A 22997-nucleotide genomic window follows, 5' to 3' on the forward strand; every position below is an offset into this window, starting at 1 on the left:
TTTGATGAGTGAAATGCATTAGAGAGATATTTTATGACTGTAAGATTTTAAATGATAAAAAATAGCCCAATATCTTTTAAAGAGATAAAGGGCTATTTTTTGTTCTATTTGAAGCTTTCAAGTTCAATGCTGTGTCCATAGATGTTTTTTTATAAAACCTATAATTCCTGATTTTGAGCTACCAGATTCATTTGATACTGGGCCACCATTCTTCTTACCATTTCACCACCAACAGCACCGCAGTCGCGGGAAGTAAGATGACCCCAATAGTCCTCAGACCCTTGCTGAACAGGAAGTCCCATTTCACGGGCTATTTCATACTTAAAATCATCCATAGCTTTATGGGCAAGAGGATTCACTAAAGTATTTCTTTTTTGACCACCAGCCATTAATATTTCACCTCCCTTCTTTAACTTTATTATTTAGAGATAGGTTAGCAATAATTCTGGTACTTATAGTGCCTGATGTTTTATCTTGATTTTGATACGAGAACCTTCTAATTAAAAAAGAAGTTGGTTAAACTAAAAGAAGAAAAAGAAAGGAGGAATGGTTTAATGAAAGTTTTTGCCGATTATCATACCCATACACGTTATAGTCATGGTAAAGGAACAATTGAAGATAATGTTAAAGCAGCTATTGCCAGAGGTTTGACCCAGATTGGCATAACAGATCACGGGCCAGCTAGCTATAGTTTACACCGATTAGGTGTAAAAAATCCTGAAAAACTGTTGGATATTAAAGCAGAAATCAACAGACTTCAGCGTCATTACCCACAAATTGAGATTCTTGCTGGAGTAGAGGCTAATGTGATCAGTATTGACGGAACTATTGATGTTCCCTATAAAATTTTACAAAAGTTGGACAAAATTTTGGTTGGACTACATCTAATGATTATCCCAAAATCTTTTTCAGATGGGAAAAGGTTGATCTATGATAATATTATTCGCTATAAATTTCATAAACATGATAGAGAAGAGATTCGTTATTATAATACCCTGGCACTTCTCAATGCTCTTAAACGTTATCCAATTGATATTATCACCCATCCAGGTTATCGTTTGGATATTGATACAGTTGAATTGGCCAGAGCCTGCAAAAAAGCAAAAACTGCATTAGAGATAAATGTAAGTCATGGTTATCTTACAGAAGAATTTGTTAAAACAGCTGCCAAAGAGGGAGTCAAATTTGTCATAAGCAGTGATGCTCACCGCCCTGAAGATGTAGGAAGACTTTCGGTAGGGATTGATCTGGTCAAAAGAATTGGGTTGCCAAAAGAGCAGGTTTTAAATTTGCAGTGATTTTAATTAGCAGGATTCATGCCAAAGTTGGTCCGTATTATAAATTTTTAATCTATTTTAGCAGGATAATCCCCAATCTGTGACGAAATAAATAAAAGAATATTCGACAGATTGGGTGATAAAACGATGAATTCAAGGCCAAAATTTGTAATCGTTACAGGAATGTCAGGTGCAGGTAAAACACAGGCTATTCGGATATTTGAAGATTTTGGGTATTTTTGTATTGACAATCTGCCATCTGCTCTCATCTCTAAATTTGTCGAACTCTGTATTTATAATCAGCAAATTAATAATGTAGCTCTGGTAATGGATATTCGAGGTGGAGAATTTTTTGAGGATCTTATAGAAGAGTTAGCCAATTTAGATGATCTGGGTGTTAATTATGAAATTCTTTTCCTGGAAGCTACTACCGATGTTTTGGTCCGCCGTTATAAAGAGACCAGGCGACGACATCCACTAGCGGCCCAGTGTGGTGGGCGAATTATTGATGCAATTGAAAAGGAAAGGACTATGTTGGAAGAACTGCGGGGTATGGCCAACAAGATCATTGATACTTCAGATATTTCCACTAAAGATTTGAGAGAAGAGATTCTGGCTAACTTCGGGGTTAATGCGATAAATGAGTTCATTACTATTACTGCAATGTCTTTTGGCTTTAAATACGGAATTCCTTTAGATGCAGATCTAGTCATTGATGTTCGTTTTTTACCAAATCCCTACTATGTACCCTCACTTAAGAAATTAACAGGCCTACAAACTGAAGTACAGGAATATGTACTCAAATGGCCTATAGCTGAGAAATTTATGGATAAATTTCTGGATTTGATTAAATTTTTGATTCCCCATTATATTAAAGAGGGTAAAACCCATTTGACCATAGCCATTGGTTGTACTGGCGGGAAACATCGTTCTGTTACTTTAACAGAGAAGTTAGCGGAATTTTTAGAAAGCTTAGATTATAAAGTAATTGTAGATCATCGTGATATTGAAAAAAAATAAGTGAAGTAGATTGTTTTATAAGGAGAGGGAATAATGAATAAGCTCAAATGGTTATACCCAGGTATGCGGGTAAAGCGATGGTTACTCTTATCAGTAACGGGTATTTTTTTAATAGCTTTTGGTTTTGCTATAATTCTTGGATTTAAGTTGATAGGTAATATCGAAGGTATTATAATTCGATTGGCATATGATTTAACAGGGCATATTACTCCTTCGATTAATATATTTGTAGGAATTGGCTTGATTGCCATAGGACTTTTTATTTTCGCCAAAGGAATTCAAAGTACTATCATATCATTGATTAAAACTATTCTTCCGGATAGTGAAGAAAAGTTGGTAGAGATTGTCTATCAAAAGCGCCAGTTGAGGCGAGGCCCTAAGATTGTTGCATTAGGTGGAGGAACAGGACTTTCTACTCTTCTAAGGGGTTTGAAAGAATATACATCTAATATTACAGCAGTTGTTACCGTTTCAGATGATGGGGGGAGTTCAGGAGTATTACGAGATGAAATGGGAATACTACCGCCGGGAGATATTCGTAACTGCCTGGTAGCACTTGCTGATATCGAACCTTTAATGGAAAGTCTTTTTCAATATCGTTTTACTGAAGGGGATCTTAAGGGACATTCTTTCGGAAATCTTTATATTGCCGCTATGACGGAGATTACAGGAGATTTTGATCGGGCCATCCAGGAATCCAGTAAAGTCCTGGCAGTCCGTGGCCGGGTATTGCCCTCCACTTTGACAGATATTGTTCTATGTGCTGAACATGAAGATGGTCAGATAACCAGAGGGGAATCCAGGATTCCACAGCATCTTACACCAATTCGTCGGGTCTATTTAGAACCTGAAGATGCAGAGCCTTTAGATGAGACTATAAAGGCTATCAAAGAGGCAGATGCGATTATTCTGGGTCCTGGAAGTCTTTTTACCAGTGTTATTCCCAACCTTTTGATAAAAGGTGTAGCTGAAGCGATTAGAGATAGTAGAGCATTGAAAATATATGTTTGTAATGTAATGACCCAACCCGGTGAAACTACAGGTTATACAGCTGCCGATCATGTTCAAAAGATTTTTGATCATGTGGGATTTAAGCTTTTCGATTATATAGTAGTTAATGATGAGCCTATTCCTGATAAACTGGCTCAAAAATATGCTGAACAGGGAGCATATCCAGTAGAAGTAGATTATGATAGGTTAAAGGAATTAGGAGTAAATGTAATAAAAAGCTCATTGATTAGTAAGAAAAATCTAGTCCGTCACAATCCCCGCCTATTATCTGAATTGATAATAAAACTTATTATTCGGTTAGATGTGGGAAGCAGGCGTTTTAAATTTATGGATTGGTATTTTACTTCACGAAAAAAAGATTTTTTAAAATTAGGTGATGAGTAATGTCTATTTCTTTTGCAGATGAAGTAAGAAATGAATTGGCCAGAATTATTCCTGAAAGGCGTTGCTGCCAGCGTTCTGAGCTGACAGCTCTAATCCGTAGCAATGGTACTTTATCTATTACTCAACGACAGATTGGGTTGATATTGAAGACTGATAATGCGGCAGTTGCTCGCAAGATTTTTAAATTAATTAAAGCTAACTATAACCTCTTTACTGAGATTATGGTCAGAAAAAAGATGCGTTTTCATAGACATAATAGTTACCAGGTCAAAATACCACCTCAAAAAGGTACCCGGGAGATGCTGATTGAAGCAGGAGTACTTGACTCAATGTATCGTTTTAATTATAAGCTAGATCATGACCTGGTGGCCCGGGAGTGCTGTTCCAGGAGTTATCTTAGAGGTACCTTTTTAGGGGCAGGTTCGGTGAATCATCCTGATCGGGGTTATCATTTAGAATTTAGTTTTGACCATGAAGAATATGCCAGAGAACTGTTGGATTTTTTCAATTCTTTTCAACTTAATGGAAATATGACATTTCGGAAGAATAGCCACGTCATTTATTTTAAAAATTCTGATGATATTGCTACTTTTTTAAATTTAATCGGTGCCCATTCTGCTTTACTCAAATATGAAGATTATAGGGTGATGAAAAATATAAAAAATGATGTCAATCGTAGGGTTAACTGTGAGACGGCCAATCTGGAAAAAACTATTACTGCTTCTATGCAGCAATTGGAAGATATTCAATTGATTGCTGATAAATATGGGATAGACTCACTTCCTGCCAGTTTGCAGGAAATTGCTCGGTTGAGAATAGCTCACCCTTATGTAAGTTTAAAGGAATTGGGTCAGTTATTAAATCCACCTTTAAGTAAATCAGGAGTAAATGGACGCTTGAGGAGAATAACTAAGATTGCTAATAAAATTCGTCAAAACCAGAAGATAAAGGGTGGTTAATGCCATGATTTTATCACAACATCTTGCTATTGAACAAAAACAGACATTAATTATGACCCCACGTCTTCAACAGGCCATACAATTACTTCAATTTTCTACTCTTGAATTAAATCAGTATATTCAAGAAGAACTTAAATCCAATCCAATTCTAGAAGTAGAAATAGATGAACCCATGGAGGAAGAGCTTGAGCTTGATGAAGCAGACTTTTTAGAAGACTATCTGGCATATATAGATTATTCATTTGAGCTTAAACAAAGTCTAGAGCGTGATCCGGAAGAATATAATTATGAAAATTATATCACAATTAAACCTACCCTTACTGAATATCTATTATCTCAGTTCAATTTATTGATCCATGATCCGGTTGAACTGGAAATTGGTGAATATTTGATTGGTTCTCTTGATGAGAGAGGGTTTTTGAGTATTCCGATAGAGGCAGTATCAGAGGCCCTGGGTGTAGAAGTTCCCAGAGTAATGGCAGTTTTAAAGAAGATTCAAACTCTGGATCCTATTGGAGTGGGAGCAAGGAATCTGGTCGAATCTCTGATTATACAGTGCAGGTATTTATATGGTGACTTACCTCTGGTAGAACAAATCATAAAGGACTTTCTCTATGACCTGGGCGAGAATCGGATAAAGCAGATTGCCAATAAACTTAAAGTTTCGCCGACTGAGGTTCAAAAAGCAGCGGATTTGATTAAAACCTTAAATCCTAGACCTGCAGCTAATTTTTCGACTAATTATACAACTGGATATTTAGAGCCTGATGTTTTTATTCAAAAAGTAGGAAATGATTATATTGTAGTTATGAACGAACAGACTCAGCCACATTTAAAGATTAATTCTTATTATCAAAAAATTTTAAAAAATTCAAAATCAGATAAAAATGTCAGAGAATTTTTAACAAAAAAGTTGAATTCGGCTTTATGGCTAATTAAGTGTATTGAACAGCGAAGGATGACTATCTATCGGATAGTAGAAACACTGGTGGAACTGCAACGACCTTTTTTAGATTATGGAATAAAATATCTCCAACCTATGACATTAAATGAAGTTGCAGAAAGGATTCAAGTTCATGAATCCACTGTGAGTAGAGCTACGGCTAATAAATATGTCCAGACTCCCCATGGAATCTTTGAACTTAAATTTTTCTTTAACAGCGGTATTTCTGGTGGCAATGGAGACGGACTTGCTTCAGTCAGTGTAAAAGAGATTATCCAGGAATTGATCCAAGGCGAAGATCCAACTAAACCTTTAAGTGATAGAAAAATTGCAGAATTAATCAAAGAAAGGGGTTATTCTATCTCCCGCAGAACAGTTGCCAAATATCGGGATGAATTGGGTATTCCTCCTTCTAACAAACGACGGAGATATGATTAAATTGTTTAAAAGGCGAAGGTAAATTTGACCTTCGCCTTTTAAAGTTATTATCCCTTTCGGTGTTTTGGGCCGTAAAGGGATTTTTTTCTGGCATAGGAAAATTTGGTGGTATAAAATTTAGCTAATAGTCAAAAAATAAAAAAGTTGTTAAAAAGTTGATAAATTTATTTTTTCAAACAGGAATATGGCAACAAACGTCGAATTATAACTATACCACTTATTAAGGAAAAAAGTGGAATTTAAGAAAGAAGGGGGGTTTTGGAGAATTTAATATTAGGCGGATGTAGGGATTAAATTGTAGGAGGACTAACAAATAAAAAATAGGAGGGATTTAAATGAAAAGAATGAGACTGACCTGGCTGGCTATAATGTTGATGGTTTTAGGATTGGTAATGACAGGATGTTTTAGTCTAGAGGAAAAGCAAAGTTTAAATAGGGATATTGAGAAAATTGTTACGCTGGCTTCAAATACTGTAGTAATATCAGAAGTATATTATGATACTCCTGGTACTGATAGCAAAGAAGAATACATTGAACTTTACAACATGAGTTCTTCAGCTATTGATTTGAGCAATTGGACTCTCACTGATAATTATTCAACATATACTTTACCTGGTGGAACAGTTATTCAGAGTCAATCTACACTGATTATTGCTAAAGATAGCAATGGATTTAATTCTTTATTTGGATTTAATCCGGACATTTCCGGTTTATCTCTGGCTTTAAGCAATTCAGGAGATCAGTTGATTTTAAAGGACAGTAGTGGTAATGCAGTAGACTATGTTGCCTGGGAAGGTTATGTGACTGGTTGGAACATTTATGCTAAGACCGGTAACTCTATTGAGCGGAACCCTGCAGATGTTGATACTGATACTGAATCTGACTGGGTGAGTAATGTTGCACCAACTCCTGGAACAGTAAATGGCGGTAGCAGTGGTAGCAGTGGTAGCAATACTGGTGGAGATACTGGTGGTTCTTCTGGTGGTTCTACCGGTACTGGTGAAAACCCAGCGCCAGGAGTTTTAAAAGTTCACTTCATTGATGTTGGTCAGGGAGATGCAATCTTAATTCAGGCTCCTACTGGTGAAGCTATGATGATCGATGCTGGTAGCTGGGAGAGCGAAATTGAAAACAAGGTTATAAGTTATCTGACTAATCTGGGTCTTGATCACATTGATGTTACTGTTGCTACTCATCCACATTCTGACCATATTGGTAGTCTTGATGCAGTTATCAATAACTGGCCAGTATATAAGGCTTATGATAGCGGTTTAGTTTATACTTCTCAAAGCTATGATGATTATATGAACGCTATTGAAACTAACAATGTACCACTTTACCTGGCACGGAGAGGAGATAGTTTCTATTTAAGTCCTGACGTATATGTTGAAATTTTAAGTCCAACTGATGCTATTGTAAACAATCCACAATATACTAATGACGTATCAGTTGTACTTCGTCTAACTTATGGAAATACCAGCTTTATCTTTACTGGTGATGCTGGTCAGAATATTGAGACTGAGATTATGGCAGAAGGTTATAATGTTGATGCAGATGTGTTAAAAGTTGGTCACCATGGTAGCTATACCGCTACAGCTCCGGAATTTGTTGATGCTGTAACTCCAACCGTTGGTGCGGTAATCATGTGCGGTGAAAATAATCCTTATGGACATCCACATCAAGAAACTTTAGATACATTGAATAGCAGAAATATTACAATTTATCGTACTGACCTGGATGGAGCTTTAAATGGAGATATTGTCATGACATCTGATGGAAATACAATTACAGTAACAACTTATTAATATACTAAAAAAGGACAAAACAGATGTTTCAGTGGAAATATACCAGTAAATTCAACTATAGTGGGAGGGATTTTTTTGCGGATTAGAGCGGTCGTTGACCAGATTGAAGCAGGAAAAGCATTACTTCTCATTTCATCAAATGAGAGAGGTAAGATTATCTGGCCTGTGAAGCATTTACCAGAAGAGATTAAAGAGGGAGATATTGTCTATATCAATATCGAAATTGACCATGAAGAGACCAAAAAGATTAAAGAAAAGGCCCAAGATCGACTTGCTAGACTACTAAAACGTACCCAGGAAATGGAGAAGAAAAAAGATTAGGCTTCCCTCTTTGAGGGAAGCCTTTTGGTAGATATAAAAAATATAATATAGTAAGAAAAATTCAGACAGGAATATGGAAATATATGTCAAATAGTTATATTAATATTTCAGATAGCTAACAGTAAATAAGCCAGGATTATATGAAATTAATCATATTTGCTAATATATAGTAAAATTTAACAAGAATTAAATAGGAAATTGTATGGAAAATGCTTAATTATAAAGAGAAATTTTATGGTAAAGGGGGAGATATCAAAGATATAAAAATTATAATTAGGTAAGGGGAAAAGGTAAGGAGAAGTTTAAGGGATTTAAAAAAATTTTAAATTAAGGGGTGAAAAAGATGTTAGCTTCAAAAAGAGTCTCTATTCTGGTATTAATGATTAGTTTGGTGTGGGTTTTTATTGTCTCTGGACAATATATACAGGCGGCGAATATTGGTTCAGTTGTGATCAATGAAGTAGCCTGGGTGGGGACAACATATAGCACCTATGATGAATGGATTGAGTTATATAACACTACAAACTCAGATATAGATTTATCAGGTTGGACTTTAAATGCTGTAGATGGGACTCCAAGTATAAATTTATCAGGAATTATCCCAGCTAAAGGATATTTTCTTCTGGAAAGAACAGATGATAATTCTGTTCCAGGTATATCTGCTGATCTGATATATACCGGGAGTTTAGGAAATACTGGAGAGACTCTTGAGTTAAGAGATGCGTCAGGGACATTGATAGACAGTGTTGATGCCTGGTATGCAGGAGATAATGATACTAAAGCTACTATGGAAAGAACTGATCCCCTGGTAAGCGGTACTGATTCATCTAACTGGAACACATCAACTGTTGGGTATGATGGAGGCTATGGTACCCCGAAAGCATTAAATTCCAATACCAGCTCTTCTGGTAGTTCTGGAGGAAGTATAGGTGGTGGTACTTCTGATTTATGGTATGATGTCTATTTTTCTGATAACCTCAATACTGTAATGCCTGATTATGGGCCAAAAAATATGGCTAATGCTCTGGTAAATGCCATTAATAGTGCCACTACTTCTATTGATTTTGCTATTTACGGAATGAGAGAAACAGAAGAGATACTGGCTGCTTTAATAGATGCTGTAAATCGCGGTGTTCAGGTCCGCGGTGTAGTCGATTCAGATTCTTCAGGTTATTATTACTATAAGGATACACAGAAATTAATTGATTCATTGCCAGCAGGTGCAGTAATTGCTGACAATGATGATAGAATTATGCACAACAAGTTCTTTATTTTCGATGATAGTTCTGTCTGGACAGGTTCTACTAACATCTCAGATACAGGTATTAACGCCGAATATAATTCTAACTGGTCGATACTTATCAGACATACCGATTTGGCCCTTGCCTATAAACAAGAATTTGAAGAAATGTACTCCGGAAAGTTCCATGATGCCAAAACTGATAATACCCAACATATTTTTCCGCCATTAGAAGATGGATCTATCATAGAATGTTATTTCTCACCAACGGATGATGCCACCCATAATGCCATTATTCGTGCTATTAATGCTGCTCAAAGTACATTATACATTAAAATTTTCTATCTGACTGATCAGGAAATTGCTGATGCGATTATTGCTGCATATAATCGTGGAGTTGATGTCAAAGTTATTATAGATGCATCGGGAGCTGCTAATGAGTTCAGTAAACATGAACAACTCCGAAATGTAGGTATTCCTGTTAAAGTAGAAAATTGGGGCGGAAAAGAACATATGAAAGCTCTGGTGGCTGATGGGTATATAGTTATAATTGGATCACAGAATTGGACGGGTTCTGGAAATACTGAGAATGATGAAAATACCTTATACATTGAAAATCAGCCATTAGCTGCTGCATTTACTGATTACTTTAATCTGCACTGGAATTGGATTCCTGATACATGGTTAGCAGGTAATCCAGGTGCAGAATCACCAAATTCTGTAGGTTCATTGTCAGATTTTATTGACAATGATCATGATGGACTGACTGATGAAGGGGCACCAGAGAGCATAAATACAGTTGAAACCGGGCCAGGTGCGATAAATGTTTACTTTAACAAAGGTGCGTTAACAAGATATGCAACAACCAATAACCTGGCAAATCATCATGTTAATTTAGAGGATCGTTTGATAGAAAGAATTAATAACGCAACTACATCTATTGATATGGCAATTTATGAAATTAATTTGCCCCGAGTTGTTGATGCTCTTATAAAGAAAGCACAGGCAGGTGTGAATATAAGATTAATTGTCGATGCAAAACAACCATCAGATGCTACTTATGAAGAACGTTATCAAATTATGAGGCTTTATCTAGAAAAAATGGCACGTGGTGGAGATGGTATAATTGGTACTTCTGATGATATAATCATCTTCTCTGATTCTCCAATTTTTGCAGTAGAAGATAGTATTTTAAGAGGGCAATATGGACTTCCTTCTACTCCGGATGGAATTAATTATGTCACAGTAACTGTTGCAGGAAATCAAGTTTCCGGTTACCTTTTTGTAGATGCGGAACAAAAATCTGATGGAACATATTATTCTCCTTCCGATCAGATGCACAATAAGTTTGTAATTTTTGACAACACCTGGGTATGGACAGGAAGTTGGAACTTTACCGAAACCGGATTATATGGTTCAGAAGAAAATAGACTTGCTGGTATTCTTGGTGGGAATACTCAACATGTGGTAGAAATTAACTCAGTTGAATTGGCTGATATTTTCAAGAGGGAATTTGATGAAATGTGGGGCAGCAGTACTATGCAACCAGATCCTCAGGTATCTAACTTCCATTCCAGAAAGGTTGATAATACTGCCCATGTAGTTGATGTAGGTGGACGCATAGTAGAAGTCTATTTCTCTCCAGGAGATGATGCAATAGGTCATATAACCAATTATGTACGGAATAATGCTGATTTTAATGCTTATTTTACCATTTTTGCATGGTCTAACCAGACGTTATTAGATGAATTAAAATATTTATGGGAAGGTTCAAAAGAAGATTTGATTGGAACCCTTACCGGTTTTGATGTCAAAGGTGTTTTTGATTCATCATACTGGAATAGCTGGTGGTCGGCATCAGTAGATATGACAGGACGCACAGCTTCATATGAAAGTCTAGATAATCCAAATACTCGTTGGGCTAACCCGGCACCAGTTTATAAGGACGGAGAGGATAGAAAACTACACAGTAAGACTATGTTAATCGATGCTGATACAAACAGTGATCCAGTAGTTATTGTTGGTTCGGCCAATTGGAGTGCTAACGGAAATGACGTAAATGATGAAAATATTTTGATCATCCATGATGCAAATATCGTCAACCAGTTCTTACAGGAATTCTACGCTAGATACTATATGGCTGGAGGAAGAATTCCAATGGGACAATAAACTAATTACCCTTGGCTGTTGACATTTTGCATGTCAACAGCCTTTTTTAATGAAAAATTATCTGGGAAAAATTTTTTTAGAATTTTTTTCTCTGGAGCAGGAATTATTCACATTATGTAGAATAGACTGAATAGAAAAAAGTTTGTTTTTTTCTTCTGTGGGTCAAAAAACGCACCCGCGGGACAGATAACATCCCGTTGGCTGATTGAATATATAATAACGGAGTGGTAACACTAGTTGATGTAAATATATTTTTTGATAATAGCGGGTTAAATTTGTTCCAGTGGGTCAAATTTATCCCGCTCAATACGTCCCCAAAGGAGGTGAAAGATTGGAGCGGCTTTTCAGGATACAGCGCAAACTTTTGCCGGATTTAATAATGGTTGTAGAGAAAAGATATAATATATTAAAAGAAATTCAGCATCTACAACCTATAGGGCGACGCATTCTGGCAGAAAAACTGGACGAAAGTGAGCGAAGTGTTCGTAATGAACTGGATTTTTTGAAAGATATAGGGTTAATTCATATCACCTCTGCTGGGGCTGTTTTAACCGATGAAGGGAAGGAACTTTTAAATGAACTTGTAGATTATATTAAGGTGATTAAGGGAATTAGTGATCTGGAAGCTGAAGTTCAAAAGATCCTCGGTATTTCACAGGTTCTTATTGTACCGGGGGCTTATAATCCCGAATACAATAAAACCGAATTGGGGCGTTTTGCTGCTGGAGAATTGAAGAAGATTCTTGCCAACAGAAAAGATGAACTAACAATTCTGGCTGTAACTGGTGGTACTACTATGGCGGAAGTGGCAAATACTATGACCTGGGATGGTGAGAATCGTCAGATTATAGTAATTCCAGGTCGGGGTGGTCTTGGAGAAGACGTGGAGATTCAAGCCAATACTATAGCGGCCACGATAGCAAAAAAATTAGGTGGTACATATCGTATGCTCCATGTTCCCGATAATTTGCAGGAAACCACCCTAAACAGCCTCTGTCAGGAACCTCAGATTAAAGAAGTTTTGGATTTGCTGGCCAGGGCTAATATTCTGGTTCATGGTGTGGGTACTGCTGAAGAGATGGCAAAAAGGCGGGGATTGTCTCTTTCAGAAATCAATTATCTTAAAGAAGTAGGAGCTGTAGGTGAAGCTTTTGGGTTCTATTTTAGTGAAGATGGAAAGATTGTTTATACGACTACCAGTGTTGGTTTAAAACTTGATGATTTGAAAAGAGATGATCTTTTGGTGATTGCTATTGCAGAAGGAGAAGAAAAAGCTAGAGCCATTCTCTCTGTCGTCTCGCCAGAATATCATGATATTCTGATTACTGATGAAAAGACAGCCAGAGAGATGTTAGAAATTTTTCATAAACGGTAGTTTAACTTAAATTTAGATATAAGGTTAAACTGCAAAAGTAAGGTTAAACTGCAAAAAGCTAATTTTTCGTTCCTTGAGAAATTTTTCGAACCATCTAAAGCTCGATTTCAGTCGAAATAAGGCTACCTGATCAAATAGCTCTCCTGGCCCTTAGAACTAGCTCATCACATCCTGTGATGAGGCCTTATTTCGACTTCAATCTTGCTAAGATGGTTTAGCGAAAAATTTTTATGTCGCTCAAAATTAGCTTTTTGCAGTACAATCATATAAAAAAATTTTAAAAGGAGGAGATTTTTCATGACAGTTAAAGTGGGGATTAATGGTTTTGGTGCCATTGGTCGAAGAGTATTCCGGTATGCAATGACTAAACCAGAAATTGAAATCGTAGCAGTAAATGACTTAACTGATGCTAAAGTTCTGGCCTATCTTTTAAAATATGACTCCAACTATGGTGTATTGGATGCAGATGTAAGAGCTGAAGATAACAAAATTATCGTAAATGGGAAAGAGGTTTTAGTTACTGCTGAAAAAGATCCTGCAAACTTAAAGTGGGGCGAACTTGGTGTAGATATCGTTATAGAATCTACCGGTCTTTTCACTAAAGCTGAAGATGCCAAAAAACATTTAGATGCTGGTGCAAAGAAGGTTATTATTTCCGCTCCTGCTAAGGGTGAAGATATTACCATCGTAATGGGTGTAAATGAAGATAAATATGATCCAGCTAATCATCACATTATCTCCAATGCATCCTGTACAACCAACTGTCTGGCTCCAGTGGCTAAAGTTTTGAATGAGAAGTTTGGAATTGTCAAAGGTTTAATGACAACTATTCATGCTTATACCGGTAATCAGGCTATTCTGGATGCTCCTGTTTCATGGAAGAAAATTACCCGTGGTCGTGCTGCTGCTTTAAACATGGTTCCAACTACAACCGGTGCTGCTAAAGCTGTTGCACTTGTATTACCGGAATTGAAAGGTAAATTCAACGGTATGGCTGTTCGTGTTCCTACTTCAACTGTTTCTTTAGTTGACCTGGTAGCTGAACTGAAAACCAATGTAACTGTAGAAGAAGTTAATGCAGCTATGAAAGAGGCTGCAGAGGGCCCACTGAAAGGTATTCTGGCTTATAATGATATGCCACTGGTATCTAAAGACTTCCAGGGGAACCCTCATTCCTCCATCTTTAATGCAGAATCTACCATGGTATTAGGTGATAACATGGTTAAGGTTCTGGCCTGGTATGATAACGAGTGGGGTTACTCCTGCCGTGTAGTTGACCTGGCTATCTACATTGCCAGCAAGGGATTATAATAACTTAAAAAGGATAAAATGAAAAATGGGGGTGGAGTACTATTTCTCCACCCTTTACTGAGAAATAAAGGAGGTATAATGTGATGTTGCGGAAAAAGACTTTAAAAGATATGGACTTTGAAAAAAAACGGGTTTTAGTCCGTGTGGATTTTAATGTTCCCATGAAGGATGGAAAAATCACTGATGATACCAGAATTAGAGCTGCCCTTCCTACTATTCAATATCTGATAAACTGCAATGCTAAAGTGATTCTGGCAAGTCATCTGGGTCGTCCGAAAGGCCAGGTTAAAGAGGAATTCCGTTTGGATCCTGTTGCCCATCGTTTATCTGAGTTGTTAGAAAAAGAAGTTTATAAAGTAGATGATTGTATTGGTGATGAGCCAAAGAAAGCCATTGAACAGATGAAATTTGGCGATGTGTTGGTTTTGGAAAATACCCGTTTTTATAAGGGCGAAAAAGAAAATGACCCGGAATTTGCTAAAGCATTAGCTGAACTTGCAGACGTTTTTGTTAACGATGCCTTTGGTGCTGCTCATCGTGCTCATGCTTCTACAGCTGGAGTTGCAGAATATCTGCCATCCTGTGCTGGTTTTTTGATGCAGCGTGAAATTGAAGCATTGAGTAAAGCTATCCATAACCCGGAACGGCCATTTACTGCTATTATTGGTGGAGCTAAGGTTTCTGATAAGATTGGTGTAATTGAGAATTTGTTAGATAAAGTAGATTCTCTTATTATTGGTGGTGGTATGGCTAATACCTTCATACGTGCTCAGGGCTATGAAACAGGTAAATCTCTGGTAGAAGAAGATAAGGTGGACCTTGCTAAAGAGTTAATTAAAAAAGCCGATGATAAAGGAATTAAGTTAGTTTTACCTGTAGATGTGGTTGTTGCATCTGAATTCAGTGCAGATGCTGATATCAAAGTAGTTCCGATAAGTGCTATTCCTGCTGATTGGCAAGCATTAGATATTGGTCCTGAGTCTATTGATGTATTCTCTGCTGTTATCCGTGATAGCAAAACTGTTGTCTGGAATGGACCGATGGGTGTATTTGAGATGGAGCCATTTGCTAAAGGTACATTTGCTATAGCTAAAGCATTGGCTGAAGCAGATGTAACTTCTATTATTGGTGGCGGTGATTCTGCAGCAGCAGTTGCTAAAGCCGGTTTAAAAGATAAGATGACCCATGTATCTACCGGCGGTGGTGCATCACTAGAGTTTCTGGAAGGAAAGGAATTGCCAGGAATTGCTGCATTAAGTGATTTGGAGTAAGTTGATTTAAATGTTCGGAAGGGGGGAGAGGAAGGTGCGTAAGCCTTTTATCGCTGGAAATTGGAAGATGAATAAGACAGTTTCAGAAGGTGCTGAGCTTGCCAAAGCTCTGATTTCCCTGGTTGAGGATGTCAATGATGTAGAGATTGTTGTCTGTCCACCTGCTGTTGATCTTTATTTGGTTAAAATGGTTTTAGAAGGAACCAATATTGGTCTTGGGGCACAAAATATGCATTGGGAAGATTCAGGAGCATTTACTGGCGAAATTTCTCCTGTGATGTTGAAGGAACTCTGTCAATATGTGATTATCGGTCACTCTGAACGTCGCCAATATTTTGCTGAGACCGATGAGACTGTAAATAAAAAAGTTAAAGCAGCTTTTGCTCATGAATTGATTCCCATTATATGTGTTGGTGAAAGTTTAGAAGAAAGAGAAAGCGGGCAAACTGAGAAGGTCTGTGAGCGTCAGGTTTTAGCTGCATTGGATGGTTTAACTGAAGAACAGGTTGCCAGGGCTATTATCGCTTATGAGCCAATCTGGGCCATTGGTACCGGTCGTTCAGCTACTTCTTCTGATGCCAATGAGACTATCGGTTTTATACGTAATGTAGTACGCAATAAATTTGGAGATTCTGCCGATAAGATGCGGATTTTATATGGCGGAAGTGTAAAACCTAACAATATCTCTGAATATATGAAAGAACCAGAGATTGATGGTGCTCTGGTAGGTGGTGCCAGTCTAGATGCTGAGTCTTTTGCAGCAATTGTCAAGTTCGAATAATATGCAGTAAGGGGGGAGTTTATGAGACCAAAACCATTGGCCCTGATCATCATGGATGGTTGGGGAGAAAATCCTGAAAAAAAAGGTAATGCAATTAAACTAGCTGATACTCCCTATATCGATTCTCTTTTTCAGAAATATCCCCATACTTTAATTGAAGCCTCAGGTAAAGCTGTAGGTTTACCTGAGGGTCAGATGGGGAACTCGGAAGTAGGTCATCTTAATATTGGAAGTGGTCGAATTGTCTATCAGGATTTCACCCGCATTTCGATGGCTATAGAAAGCGGTGAAATTTTTAAAAATCCCGTTCTGAAATCTGGGATGGAACATGCCAAAGCTAAAGGTAAGGCTCTTCATTTAATGGGACTTCTCTCAGATGGTGGAGTACACAGCCATATTGACCATCTTTTTGGTCTTCTTAAGATGGCAAAAGAATTAGAAGTAGAAGAAGTTTATATTCACGCCATTTTAGATGGTAGAGATACACCGCCAAAGAGTGCTAAAAAATATGTTCAGGCATTAGAGGAAAAGATTAATGAGTTGAATGTGGGAACCATTGCAACAGTTAGCGGCCGTTATTATACCATGGACCGGGATCAGCGCTGGGATAGAATTGAAAAAAGTTATCGGGCTATGGTTTTCGGTGAAGGTAAAACTACTTCTTCTGCAATAGAAGCCGTTGAGCAGGCTTATGCATCTGGTGAGACAGATGAATTTGTAACACCAACGGTTGTGGTTGATGAAAAAGGAAGTCCGCGCGGAACTATTAAAGAAGGAGATACAGTAATTTTCTATAATTTCCGGGCTGATCGTGCACGGCAGATTACCCGCGCTCTGGCTTTGCCGGAGTTTGATGCCTTTGATCGTGGCAAATATCTTAATCTCCACTATATCTGTATGACTGAATATGATGAAACTTTTAATTTACCAATTGCATTCCCACCTGAAGAGATTAAAGGAACTTTAGCTGAGGTTTTGAGTACAGCCGGGCTCAAACAGTTACGGATTGCTGAAACTGAGAAATATGCTCATGTAACATTCTTCTTTAATGGTGGTAAAGAAGAACCGGTAGAAGGGGAAGAACGTCGTTTAATACCTTCACCAAAAGTGGCTACTTATGATCAAAAGCCGTCTATGAGTGCATTTGAAGTTACAGATGCTTTGATAGAAGAGATTAATAAAGATATATATGATGTTATTATCTTAAATTATGCTAACTGTGATATGGTGGGTCATACAGGAGATCTTGATGCAGCTATTAAGGCTGCTGAGGCTGTTGATCAATGTCTGGCAAAGTTGATTCCAATTATCCTGGATAAAGGCGGTCAGGTTCTTTTAACAGCGGATCATGGTAATGCCGAAAAGATGTTGGAAGGCGATAATCCTCATACTGCTCATACCACATATCCTGTACCTATGATCTATATTGGTGGTCCTGAGGGTGTAAAACTTCGGGAAGGTGGAATCCTTGCCGATATCGCACCGACAATGTTAGAAATTCTTGGTATTGGACAACCTGAGGAGATGACAGGTAAATCTCTTCTGGTTAAATAATTGATGATTTTACTGCAAAAAGCTAAATTTTCGCTTTATAAAGAAATTTTTCGAACCATCTAAAGTTCGATTTTAGTCGAAATAAGGCACACTAATCAATGGGTCCTCCTGGCCTTTGATTAGCTCATCACATCCTGTGATGAGGCTTTATTTCGACTGAAATTTTACTAAGATGGTTAAACGAAAAATTTCTATGTCGCTCAAAATTAGCTTTTTGCAGTTTAATCGTAGATTTTAAATAATAAAGGAGGAGTTAACAATGATTGATACTACCATTATTGATGTTTATGCACGTGAAGTATTAGATTCTCGTGGTAATCCGACTGTAGAGGTAGAAGTTATACTGGCTGATGGCGCAATGGGACGGGCCATTGTTCCATCTGGTGCTTCTACCGGTGCATATGAAGCAGTAGAATTGAGAGATGGAGACAAAGATTATTACCTGGGTAAAGGTGTCCGGAAAGCTGTAGAGAATGTTAATGAGACCATTGCTCCAGAGATCATTGGAATGGATGCAAGAGATCAGGTTGAGATCGATCAGACCTTAATCGAGCTGGATGGGACTCCAAACAAGAGTAATTTAGGTGCTAATGCTATTTTAGGAGTTTCCTTAGCTGTTGCTCATGCAGCTGCTAATGCTTTAGGCCTGCCTCTTTACAAATATGTTGGTGGCTTCAATGCCCGTACACTGCCAGTCCCAATGATGAATATTTTAAATGGAGGAAAGCATGCTGATAATAATGTAGATATTCAGGAATTTATGATTATGCCTGTAGGTGCTACTGATTGGGCTAGTGCTTTACGAATGGGTGCTGAAATTTTCCACAACTTAAAGAAAGTTCTTAAAGAAAAAGGTTTGAATACCGCTGTTGGTGACGAAGGCGGTTTTGCACCAAACTTAAGCTCCAATGAAGAAGCACTGAAAGTAATTATCGAAGCTATTGAAAAAGCCGGTTACACTCCAGGTACTGATGTAAAACTGGCTTTAGATGTTGCAGCTACTGAGCTTTATAAAGATGGTAAATATCATTTGGCTGGCGAAGGCCGTACCTTAACTTCAGATGAAATGATTAATTTCTATGCTGAACTGGTTGAAAAATACCCCATCATCTCTATTGAAGATGCTTTGGGTGAAGATGATTGGGATGGCTGGAAAAAACTGACTGAGCGTCTGGGAAGCAAGATTCAGTTAGTAGGTGATGACCTTTTTGTAACCAATACTGAGCGTTTAAAGCGCGGTATTGAGATGGGTGTTGCCAACGCAATTCTTATTAAAGTAAACCAGATCGGTACATTGACCGAGACTCTGGAAGCTATTGAAATGGCTAAAAGAGCTGGTTATACTGCTATTATCTCTCATCGTTCTGGTGAGACTGAAGATGTTACTATTGCTGATCTTGCTGTTGCTACCAATGCAGGTCAGATTAAGACTGGTGCGCCAAGCCGGACTGACCGTGTTGCTAAATATAATCAACTGCTTAGGATTGAAGAGTACTTAGGTGAAGTGGCAAATTATCCGGGAATGGAAGCTTTTTATAATCTAAAAAGATAAACTATCCTCCCCGTGTTTATATATATATAGAGGCCTGTTTAATAGAACAGGCCTCATTTTCTCTATAATTCGGGATAGAGTGGTAAAAGTAGCTGTAAGTATTGTAATTTTAGAGGTCTTGTGTTAAAATAAAGATTGGCGAATTTAATCGGGGGAGGTGTGAGGGGAATGGTATTGGCTCTAAAAATTTTATTGATCATTGTATCTTTTATTCTGATTGCTGGTGTACTTCTACAGTCCGGAAAAAGTGCTGGTTTATCCGGTACTATTGATGGAGGAGCCACTGCTTTTTTTGGCAAGAAGAAAGGGCTGGATGAATTTTTTGCGAAACTGACAACTGCTGCAGCTATTATTTTTATGATTTTGGCACTGGCAGTAGCCGCATTGGTCTAGGACCGTAGGTTCTTTAAAAGAGTCCTTATTTGGGTTCTTTCTTATACTAAAAACAGAATAAGGAGGATGATTGTTGTGTTGTTTGCGGCGCCTGTTGCAGGTATATTAGCTCTGCTATTCGCGTTCTACCTAGCTAGTAAAATAGAAAAAGCTGATTTTGTCAATGATCGTGTTAGAGAATTGAGCAAAGCGATCCATGAGGGTGCTATGGCCTTTTTGAATCGTGAATATCGAATTCTGGTAATCTTTGTAATTGTTGTTGCTACTATTATGTTTTTAACTCCATCTTTAGGATATAAAACTGCTATTTCTTTTATTACCGGTGCTTTATTTTCCGCCCTTGCCGGCTTTTTAGGAATGAACATTGCTACCAGTGCTAATGGCCGGACTGCTTCTGCTGCCAAAAAAGGTATGAATTCCGCTTTAGAGATTGCTTTCTCTGGCGGTGCTGTTATGGGTATGGCAGTAGTAGGACTGGGTCTTTTGGGAATTGGAATTTTGGGCTATATATTTGGCCTGGAAAATATTCAAGGATTTGCTTTTGGTGCTTCCTCTATTGCACTGTTTGCACGTGTAGGTGGTGGTATTTATACCAAAGCTGCTGATGTTGGAGCTGACCTGGTGGGTAAAGTAGAAGCCGGTATTCCTGAAGATGACCCACGGAACCCAGCGGTAATTGCTGATAATGTTGGTGATAATGTTGGTGACGTTGCAGGTATGGGTGCTGACCTTTTTGAATCTTATGTCGGTTCTATTATTGCTGCTATTACATTAGGTGCTATTAAAGGTCCTAACTATCTTATGTTGCCGATTTATATTGCTGCAGTAGGTATTATTGCGTCTATCATTGGTACCCGTTTTGTTCGTGCTAAAGAAGGTCGTAATTTAGGACAATCTCTTGAAATGGGAACCATCTGGAGTGGTATTATTACTCTGGTAGCTACTTTCTTTTTAGTGAAGTATACCATTGGTGATATGGGGGTATTTGGTGCTACTATTTCCGGTTTGATTGCTGGTATTTTGATTGGTCGAATTACTGAATACTATACTTCTGCGGATTATAAACCTGTACAAACCATAGCAGACCAATCCCAGACCGGTACTGCAACAAATATCATTGGTGGTTTAGCTGTTGGTATGAAGAGTACAGCATATCCAATTATCATTATCGCAATTGCTATCTTCTTTGCATTCAAATTGGGTGGTCTGTACGGAATTGCTCTTTCCGCTGTTGGTATGCTTTCCATTGTTGGTATGACTGTAGCAGTAGACGCTTATGGTCCTATTGCTGATAATGCTGGTGGTATTGCTGAGATGGCTGAATTGGGTAAAGATGTTCGTAAGATTACTGATACTTTAGATGCAGTTGGTAATACCACTGCTGCAATCGGTAAAGGTTTTGCTATCGGTTCTGCTGCTCTGACAGCTCTTGCATTATTCTCTGCATATTCTGATGCTACTGGTCTGACTGGAACCGGTATTAGCTTAACGGATGCTAATGTAATTATTGGTCTTTTGATTGGTGGTATGCTACCATTCCTCTTCTCTGCAATTACCATGCAAGCTGTAGGTAGAGCTGCTTTCCGTATGATCGATGAAGTACGTCGTCAGTTTAGAGAAATTCCCGGTATTATGGAAGGTAAAGGACGTCCTGACTATGCACGTTGTGTAGATATCAGTACCAGTGCTGCTTTACGTGAAATGATTGTTCCAGGTCTAATGGCTGTAGTCGTACCCGTTGTAGTAGGTCTGATACTGGGTGCCGAAGCTTTAGGTGGTCTTTTAGCCGGGGCTCTGGTAACCGGAGTACTGATGGCTATAATGATGGCCAATGCCGGTGGTGCCTGGGATAATGCTAAGAAATACATCGAGGGCGGTAAATATGGTGGTAAAGGTAGCGATGCTCATAAAGCTGCCGTTGTTGGTGATACTGTTGGTGACCCATTTAAAGATACTTCCGGTCCGTCCTTGAATATCTTAATTAAGCTGATGACTATAGTTTCCTTAGTATTTGCTCCACTCTTTATGTAATCTGGACAAGTATATCACCCCATGAGTTCCTAAGTGGATTCATGGGGTTTTTATTTGTTTTCAGGCAGGGATAAAGCAATTTTTACCGAATTCATTATAAATGTACATCTAAAATGGGTTAAAACTACTCTTTTTGGGTTAGTTTAATTATGGAGGGAAAAAATATGGAAGATTTGAACATGTGTTTTGCTTGCGGAAAGGATAACCCTATCGGATTCAAGTTAGTTTTTAGAGAGGTAGGAGAAAACAAAGTTATGGCCATTTTTACGCCGGAAGAATTCCATCAGGGTTATCCTGAGGTTATGCATGGTGGTCTGATAACAACTCTTTTAGATGAAGCAATGGCAAAAGTGATCAATTTTCGCGGTATTCAAGCAGTAACTGCTACTTTAGAAGTTAAGTTTCGTAATCCGGTACCCATTGGTAGGGAGTTAAAGATATTTGGTGAACTGGTTGAAGAGAAAAAGCGTCGTTGTGGTATGAAAGCCTGGGTAGAGGATGAAGAAGGTAATATTTTGGCCGAAGCTAGTGCGGTATTTATCAAATTATAAAAAATTATATTAGGAGGTATGGATAATGGCAAAAATAATGAGTAGAGAAGAAGCATTAAATCTGGTAAAACAGGAGATTAAACAGAAAAATTTGATTAAACATTGCCTGGCTGTAGAGGCGGTAATGAGACGGCTTGCCAATCATTTTGGAAAAAATGAAGAGAAATGGGCTTTAGCCGGATTGCTCCATGATATTGATTATGATAAGACAGCTAATGACCCTGAGCGGCACAGTATCGTGGGAGCAGATTTTTTAGCAGAAAAGGGATTAGATGAAGATATTGTGTATGCAATAAGGGTACATAATGATGTACACGGGCTTCCACGGAAAAGTTTGATGGACAAAGCTCTCTATGCCAGTGATCCATTGACCGGTTTGATTGTAGCGGCTGCTTTAATCCATCCGGAGAAAAAGTTAAATGCCATCGATACCGGTTTTGTGCTCAATAGATTTAAAGAGAAAAATTTCGCTAGAGGTGCATCAAGAGAGCAGATTTCATCCTGTGAAGAGATGGGATTGAGTCTTGAAGAGTTTATTACTCTTGGACTTGAAGCTATGCAGTCAATTCATGAAGAACTGGGATTATAAAAACTTAAAGAGGGGGAATCAG

At 38.0% G+C, this 22997-nt stretch carries 19 protein-coding genes; 18 read left to right on the forward strand and 1 reads right to left on the reverse strand.

Annotated features, from left to right (window positions below; all coding sequences use genetic code 11):
* Positions 1-158 precede the first annotated feature (158 nt).
* Entirely contained in the window at positions 159-389 is a 231-nt protein-coding gene (locus BBF96_RS01955) for an alpha/beta-type small acid-soluble spore protein (protein ID WP_127015602.1), read from the reverse strand.
* A 165-nt stretch (positions 390-554) separates the two neighbouring features.
* Here BBF96_RS01955 and BBF96_RS01960 point away from each other — a divergent pair, with 165 nt between their 5' ends.
* From BBF96_RS01960 to BBF96_RS02045, 18 genes are all read left to right on the forward strand, one after another.
* Entirely contained in the window at positions 555-1298 is a 744-nt protein-coding gene (locus tag BBF96_RS01960) for a PHP domain-containing protein (RefSeq protein WP_127015603.1), read from the forward strand.
* Positions 1299-1424: 126 nt separating this feature from the next.
* Positions 1425-2297, forward strand: a complete 873-nt coding sequence (rapZ, locus tag BBF96_RS01965) for an RNase adapter RapZ (protein ID WP_127015604.1) — start codon at positions 1425-1427, stop codon at positions 2295-2297.
* Between the two features lie 33 nt (positions 2298-2330).
* Complete coding sequence (locus tag BBF96_RS01970) at positions 2331-3692, forward strand: gluconeogenesis factor YvcK family protein (protein WP_127015605.1); 1362 nt, start codon at positions 2331-2333, stop codon at positions 3690-3692.
* Positions 3692-4651 carry a DNA-binding protein WhiA gene (gene whiA, locus BBF96_RS01975; RefSeq protein ID WP_127015606.1) on the forward strand — a complete coding sequence of 320 codons (960 nt, stop codon included), beginning with the start codon at positions 3692-3694 and terminating at the stop codon, positions 4649-4651. The genes BBF96_RS01970 and whiA overlap by 1 nt, the downstream gene beginning before the upstream one ends.
* Positions 4652-4655: 4 nt before the next feature.
* On the forward strand, positions 4656-6032 hold the full coding sequence (gene rpoN / locus BBF96_RS01980; protein ID WP_127015607.1) for an RNA polymerase factor sigma-54: 1377 nt from the start codon (positions 4656-4658) through the stop codon (positions 6030-6032).
* 335 nt (positions 6033-6367) lie between these two features.
* Entirely contained in the window at positions 6368-7837 is a 1470-nt protein-coding gene (locus BBF96_RS01985; RefSeq protein ID WP_127015608.1) for a lamin tail domain-containing protein, read from the forward strand.
* A gap of 75 nt (positions 7838-7912) precedes the next feature.
* On the forward strand, positions 7913-8158 hold the full coding sequence (locus BBF96_RS01990) for a DUF3006 domain-containing protein (protein WP_164730855.1): 246 nt from the start codon (positions 7913-7915) through the stop codon (positions 8156-8158).
* Positions 8159-8501: 343 nt separating this feature from the next.
* Positions 8502-11567: a phospholipase D-like domain-containing protein gene (locus tag BBF96_RS01995; RefSeq protein ID WP_127015610.1), complete on the forward strand. Its 3066-nt coding sequence runs from the start codon at positions 8502-8504 to the stop codon at positions 11565-11567.
* Between the two features lie 331 nt (positions 11568-11898).
* Complete coding sequence (locus tag BBF96_RS02000; protein WP_127015611.1) at positions 11899-12942, forward strand: sugar-binding transcriptional regulator; 1044 nt, start codon at positions 11899-11901, stop codon at positions 12940-12942.
* 297 nt (positions 12943-13239) lie between these two features.
* Entirely contained in the window at positions 13240-14253 is a 1014-nt protein-coding gene (gap, locus tag BBF96_RS02005; protein WP_127015612.1) for a type I glyceraldehyde-3-phosphate dehydrogenase, read from the forward strand.
* 86 nt (positions 14254-14339) lie between these two features.
* Positions 14340-15524: a phosphoglycerate kinase gene (locus BBF96_RS02010; protein ID WP_127018145.1), complete on the forward strand. Its 1185-nt coding sequence runs from the start codon at positions 14340-14342 to the stop codon at positions 15522-15524.
* 34 nt (positions 15525-15558) lie between these two features.
* Entirely contained in the window at positions 15559-16305 is a 747-nt protein-coding gene (tpiA, locus tag BBF96_RS02015) for a triose-phosphate isomerase (RefSeq protein WP_127015613.1), read from the forward strand.
* 21 nt (positions 16306-16326) lie between these two features.
* On the forward strand, positions 16327-17859 hold the full coding sequence (gene gpmI / locus BBF96_RS02020) for a 2,3-bisphosphoglycerate-independent phosphoglycerate mutase (RefSeq protein WP_127015614.1): 1533 nt from the start codon (positions 16327-16329) through the stop codon (positions 17857-17859).
* A 259-nt stretch (positions 17860-18118) separates the two neighbouring features.
* Positions 18119-19411 (forward strand): phosphopyruvate hydratase, encoded by a 1293-nt coding sequence (eno, locus tag BBF96_RS02025; protein WP_127015615.1) that lies wholly within the window; start codon positions 18119-18121, stop codon positions 19409-19411.
* Between the two features lie 168 nt (positions 19412-19579).
* The gene (secG, locus tag BBF96_RS02030; RefSeq protein ID WP_127015616.1) at positions 19580-19804 is read left to right on the forward strand and encodes a preprotein translocase subunit SecG; all 225 of its coding nucleotides are present in this window, start codon (positions 19580-19582) and stop codon (positions 19802-19804) included.
* Between the two features lie 66 nt (positions 19805-19870).
* Positions 19871-21835 (forward strand): sodium-translocating pyrophosphatase, encoded by a 1965-nt coding sequence (locus BBF96_RS02035; RefSeq protein WP_236777860.1) that lies wholly within the window; start codon positions 19871-19873, stop codon positions 21833-21835.
* A gap of 164 nt (positions 21836-21999) precedes the next feature.
* The gene (locus BBF96_RS02040) at positions 22000-22386 is read left to right on the forward strand and encodes a PaaI family thioesterase (RefSeq protein WP_127015618.1); all 387 of its coding nucleotides are present in this window, start codon (positions 22000-22002) and stop codon (positions 22384-22386) included.
* A 37-nt stretch (positions 22387-22423) separates the two neighbouring features.
* A complete protein-coding gene (locus tag BBF96_RS02045; protein ID WP_127018146.1) occupies positions 22424-22975 on the forward strand; it encodes an HDIG domain-containing metalloprotein in 552 nt (183 codons plus the stop codon).
* The last annotated feature ends 22 nt before the right edge of the window (positions 22976-22997 follow it).

This window comes from Anoxybacter fermentans, from assembly GCF_003991135.1.
In the GTDB taxonomy this organism is placed as follows: Bacteria; Bacillota; Halanaerobiia; order DY22613; family DY22613; genus Anoxybacter; species Anoxybacter fermentans.